The following is a 5,329-nucleotide window of genomic DNA, read 5'->3' on the forward strand; positions in this document are numbered from 1 at the left end:
GACTCCGCCACCTCGGCCAGCCTCGCGACGGCCGCCTCCGGCGAGGCGGACAGCGAGCCGTCGGGCCCGGGGTCGGGCAGGTTGGAGCGCGGGGGAGTGGGCTGGGCGGGCACGGGACGCGGCGCCTCGTCCACCGCGCGGGCGATGGCCGCCGGATCGTGCCAGGGCGCCGGCGCGTCGAACACGAACCCGTCCAGCACCGCCGCCAGCCGCTCCCGCGAGGCCGTCTGCGCGAAGGTGCGCCACGTCTCGGTCGGCAGCAGCGTCAGGTTGCGGGTCGTCCCGGCGGAGTCGGCCAGGCGGCCGGCGGCCCGGCGGGAGGCGTCGCTGTAGGCGTAGATCGCCGCCCGCAGATCGGTGCAGACGCGGTCGAGCGCGGGCCAGCGGGTCAGGATCGTGCCGTGCAGGCCCTGGGCGCGGCGCGCGATCTCCTCGGTGCCCCACAGCTTGGGCGCCTGCTCGCGCAGCTCCTCGATCGTGCCGGTGGTCAGGGTGATCAGCTCCAGCGCCCACAGCCGGAAGGCCCGCGCCAGGTTGGCGGCGCTCTGCCTGGCCTCCTCCATGGTGGTGCGCGGGTCGGCGACGTTGAGGTCTTCGAGGGCGAGCAGGCGGTGCATCTCGGACTGGCCGCCGTCGTCCATCATCCGCCTGATGAACATCAGGCCGACCACGCTGGTGAACGACGCGCGGTAACGGAGCTGGTTGGGCTTGGGGAACACCTCGCGGATCGCGCCCAGCCCCCTGAGCACCCGCAGCCGGTTGTCGAACTGCTCGCCCGGGTAGGCGCGGCAGGCGAAGCGCATCTGCTCGTGCGTCAGCCACTCCTCGCCCGCCTCCGCGAACGCCGCGAACAGCGTCTCGGCGATGTCGACCAGCGCCGGGTCGTCGACGACCGCCCCGCTGTCGCGGGCCAGCGCCGCGAACATCCTGCGGTAGGTGGACAGCACCGCCTCCTCCGAGAGGGCGGCGTCGAGGGTCAGCGGCTGGTCGGGGGGCAGAGGCGGTTCGGGCACGGGGACTAAGGTACGGGTTCCGACCGACAATCCCCGCCCGAAGCCGCCGGACGGCCGCACGGGCGGTCCGCGCCCACAAGAGCGGAAGCAGGGCCGGACCAGCCGTCCACCGGGGCGAATCGGTGCGAACCTGACCCGTGCTACCTGCGAGTAGTCATGCGACCGGGTGCAACCGCACGCTAGTGTGTCCCCGGGTAATACGGGGGCAATCGTTTGATAAGCGTACGTACGGGGTGAGTGACGCATGCGCAGCATGCTCCGTGGCGACCGTGCCACGGCGTTGGTCGCCGCCGGGGTGGCGGCGGTCCTGGTCGCGGCGGCGGCCGTGTTCGGCGTGGGCGTCTCCAGCGCCAATCCCAAGCTGGCCGACGTCGGGGCGTGGCTCTGGACCAAGGTCAGCGGCAAGATCGTGCACGTCAACGGCCTGTCGGGCGAGGTCGACGGCTACCTGAACAGCAAGTCCGCCAAGCGGCTGCGCGTCGTCCAGGACGCGGGGAACGTCCTGCTCGTCGACGACAGCAGCGGCTACGTCAGCAGGATCGAGCCCAGCCAGCTCAGCGTCGCCCAGACCAAGAACTTCGGCGCGGCCGGCCTGCAGATCGTCGTGTCGGGCGCCGCCGGGTACGCGGTGGACCCGGCGGGCAAGGTCCAGCAGATCGACCCCGCCACGCTGAACTCCGTCGGCGCGCCGCTCACCCTCGAAGGCCCGCTCGGCTCCGCCCGCATCGACGGCGGCGGGCAGCTCTGGGTGCCCGTGACCGCGAAGGGCGAGGTCGTGCCCGTCGCCAGAGGCGTCGCGGCGAGCCCGGTCAAGGTGGGCGAGCCGGGCGAGGAGCTGGCGGTCACGATCGCCGGCGGCCTGCCGGTGATCGTCAACACCCGGGCCGCGACCGCCTCGATCGTCGGCGCGGACGGCGGCGTCGGCGAGATCACGCTGCCCAAGGAGGTGGCCCAGGCCGCCAAGGGCGGACTGCTGGCCCCGGCCCTGACCGAGGGCTCGCTGGTGCCGCTGCTCACGCCGGGGGACTCCGGCCTGCTCGTCGTCGTGGACACGGCGTCGAACTCGGTGCTCAACACCAAGGTCGCCGTCGAGGACCCGGCCGCGCTGGGCGTGCCGCAGGTGCTCGGCTCGAAGGTGTACGTACCGGACAGCAGCACCGGCGGCCTGATCGTGTGGGACAGCGCGGCGGGCGGCCGGCCCACCAGGCTGCAGGTGGCCGACAGCCCGGGGCCGCTCGACGTGTTCGTCAAGGACGGCCTGCTCTGGGCCAACGACGAGAACGGCGACAAGGCCGTGGTCATCGACACCGAGGGCCGCAAGCACGACGTCCAGAAGGACGACTCGGACGTACCTGGGCCGACCAACACGCCCCAGCCGAAGCAGACGCCCAGGCCCGACCCGACGAACACCGACACCCGGCCCGACCCGACCCGCACGGCCGACCCGCGCCCGACCGACACCGAGGCGCCCGAGCCGGACCCGCTGCCGACCACGCGCAGGCCGACCAGGTCACAGACGCCGACCCCGACGCGCACGCCGACGCCGACCGCGACCCCGACGAAGAGCCCCACGCCGACCCCGACGCCCACGCCGCCCACCAAGCCGGGCTCGGTGAGCGCGAAGTCGGGCCCCGGCCACGTCAGCGTCAACTTCAGCCCGTCCACCGGCGGCAAGGTCGAGCGGTACACGCTCAAGGTGTCCGGCGGCGACGGCAGGTCCACGCCGCAGTCGGTGGACGCCGACGGGCCGTTCCAGTTCGAGTTCTCGGGCGGGAACTGCAGCGGCGAGTACACCTTCACCGTCGTCGCCCACTGGTCGGGCGGCGAGGTGGCCTCCGAGCCGAGCGCCGGGGTCAAGCCGTGCGTCGCGCCGGGCAAACCGGCCAACTTCCAGGCCAAGGGGAAGAACCGCGGCGCCGAGCTGACCTGGGACGCCCCGGAGGGCGGCGCGGACGGCATCACGTACGTGCTGTCCGGCGCGGCCTCCGACAACAGCGTCACGGGGACGAAGTTCACCGCCGAAGGGCTCAAGAACAACCAGAAGCACGAGTTCAAGCTCCAGGCCAAGAACGACGCGGGCGAGAGCCCGGACGTCGCCACGGCCTCGGTCGACCTGGCCTATCCGCGCCAGCAGTACCAGAACGTGAGCAACAACGACAGCGACACGCTCATCCGGCCGGGCCCGTCCGGCAGCGGCGAATCGGGGCGGATCAAGCAAGGCCAGTACATCACCGTGACGGTGATCTGCCAGGTCAAGGGCTCGAACTACACCGACCCGTCCACCGGCGGCTCCAGCGACGTCTGGAACAGGATCGAGTCGCCGTCCGGCAACGGCTACCTCAACGACACCCTGGTGGGCACGCCCAAGGGCGGCTTCCCGGCGGCCCCGCTCTTCGAGTGCACCGACTGAGAAGGGGACTCAGTTGTACAACCACGAGCAGCAGACTTACGGCCAGGACCAGACCTACAACCACGAGCAGACCTACAACCACGACCCGGCGGCGCCGGCGCAGCAGCACCCGCAGCAGCTCGCGGCCCAGTTCGCGCAGCGCTTCCAGCTCCTGTCGGGCAACATCGAGCGGATCATCCGGGGCAAGCGCGAGGCCATCGAGCTGGCGCTGATCTGCCTGTTCGCCGAGGGGCACCTGCTGATCGAGGACGTGCCCGGCACCGGCAAGACCACGCTGGCCAGGTCCATCGCCGCCAGCGTGGACGCCGAGTGGCGGCGCATCCAGTTCACGCCCGACCTGCTGCCCAGCGACATCACCGGCGTGTCGATCTTCAACCAGGCGCACCAGAAGTTCGAGTTCCACCACGGGCCGGTGTTCGCCAACATCGTGCTCGCGGACGAGATCAACCGCGCCTCGCCCAAGACTCAGTCGGCGCTGCTGGAGGTCATGGAGGAGCGCCGGGTCACGGTGGACGCCGAGCCGCACCCGGTGCCCAGGCCGTTCCTGGTCGTCGCCACCCAGAACCCGGTGGACATGGACGGCACGTACCCGCTGCCGGAGGCCCAGCTCGACCGCTTCCTCATGCAGATCTCCGTCGGCTACCCCGACCACGTGTCGGAGGTCGAGGTGCTCAAGGGCATGCCGACCGGGCCGCAGGTCGAACGGCTGCCCGTGGTGGCCCGCGCCTCCGACGTCGCCGGGATGATCGACTTCGCTACGCGCATCCACGTCGCCGACCCCGTCTACGACTACATCGTCGCGCTCTGCGCCGCCACCCGCGTCAACCCGAACCTGCGGCTCGGCGCCTCCCCCCGGGGCAGCCTCGCGCTGCTGCGCGCCGCCCGCGTCAAGGCCGCCGCCGCCGGACGCCACTACGTGGTGCCCGAGGACGTCAAGGCGCTGGCCGCACCGGTGATCGCGCACCGGCTCATCCTCACCCCCGAGGCCGAGCTGCGCGACGCCACGGCCGCGAACGTGCTCGGTGAGATCCTCGCCGGGATGCCGGTGCCGCAGGCGGCCTAGATGTCCAAGCCGGTGTCCTCACCTGCCCTGGTGCTGACTCCGCTCGGGTGGGGCACGCTCGCCGCCTGCGTGCTCCTGTACGCGGCCGGGTTCGCGCTGGGCTACCCGGAGCCGGTCGTGCTGGCCACGGGCGGGCTGCTCGCGCTGGCCGCCGCCCTCGCCTGGAGCGCGCCCCGGCCGAGGCTGGAGGTGGAGCGCGAGGTCACGCCGCTCAAGGTGCCGCGCGGCGAGGCGGCTATCGCCGTCCTGCACGTGCGCAACCTCGGCCGCCGCGGCCTGTCCGGGCTGCGCGCCCAGGACCGGATCGGCGCGGCCGAGCACACCGTGGACCTGCCGCGCCTGCCCAAGGGGGGCCTGCGCACGGTGTCGTACCCGCTGCCGACCGGCGTGCGCGGCGAGATCCCCGTCGGGCCGCTGCTGCTGGTGCGCGCCGACCCGCTCGGCCTGACGCGCAGGGTCAGGCAGTACGGCCAGGCCGCCACCCTCCTGGTCCGCCCGCGCACGGTCGCGCTGCCGGTGCCGCCGTCGGGCAGGTCCCACCACCTGGAGGGCCCCACCAGCGACAACGCGCCCAGCGGCACCGTCACCTTCCACACCCTGCGCGAGTACGTCGTCGGCGACGACCTGCGCCACGTCCACTGGCGCTCCAGCGCCCGCACCGGCACGCTCATGGTGCGTCAGCTCATCGACGCCAGCCTGCCCACCACCACCGTCGTGCTCGACACGCGCGGGCTCACCGAACTGGCCGTGGACGCCGCCGCCTCGGCCGCCGTCGCCGCCGCCTCGGCGGGCTTCCCCGTACGGCTGCTGACGGGCGACGGGCCGCTCGCCGAGACGAAGGGG

The 5,329-nt window shown here is 72.8% G+C and carries 4 protein-coding genes; 3 read left to right on the top strand and 1 reads right to left on the bottom strand.

What is annotated here, in order from left to right; translation table 11 throughout:
- Positions 1 to 1,013 (bottom strand): hypothetical protein (locus tag KME77_RS24005; protein WP_308250868.1); only part of this gene is annotated, 1,013 nt, incomplete at its 3' end.
- Positions 1,014 to 1,257: 244 nt separating this feature from the next.
- Between KME77_RS24005 and KME77_RS30030 the strand changes: the two genes are divergently transcribed.
- From KME77_RS30030 to KME77_RS24020, 3 genes are all read left to right on the top strand, one after another.
- Complete coding sequence (locus tag KME77_RS30030; RefSeq protein WP_219471196.1) at positions 1,258 to 3,423, top strand: fibronectin type III domain-containing protein; 2,166 nt, start codon at positions 1,258 to 1,260, stop codon at positions 3,421 to 3,423.
- A 13-nt stretch (positions 3,424 to 3,436) separates the two neighbouring features.
- Entirely contained in the window at positions 3,437 to 4,486 is a 1,050-nt protein-coding gene (locus tag KME77_RS24015; RefSeq protein ID WP_246610644.1) for an AAA family ATPase, read from the top strand.
- Positions 4,487 to 5,329, top strand: an 843-nt coding sequence (locus KME77_RS24020) for a DUF58 domain-containing protein (RefSeq protein WP_219471197.1), incomplete at its 3' end; no start/stop codon positions are given.

This window comes from Nonomuraea rhizosphaerae, assembly GCF_019396405.1.
Classification (GTDB): Bacteria; Actinomycetota; Actinomycetes; order Streptosporangiales; family Streptosporangiaceae; genus Nonomuraea; species Nonomuraea rhizosphaerae.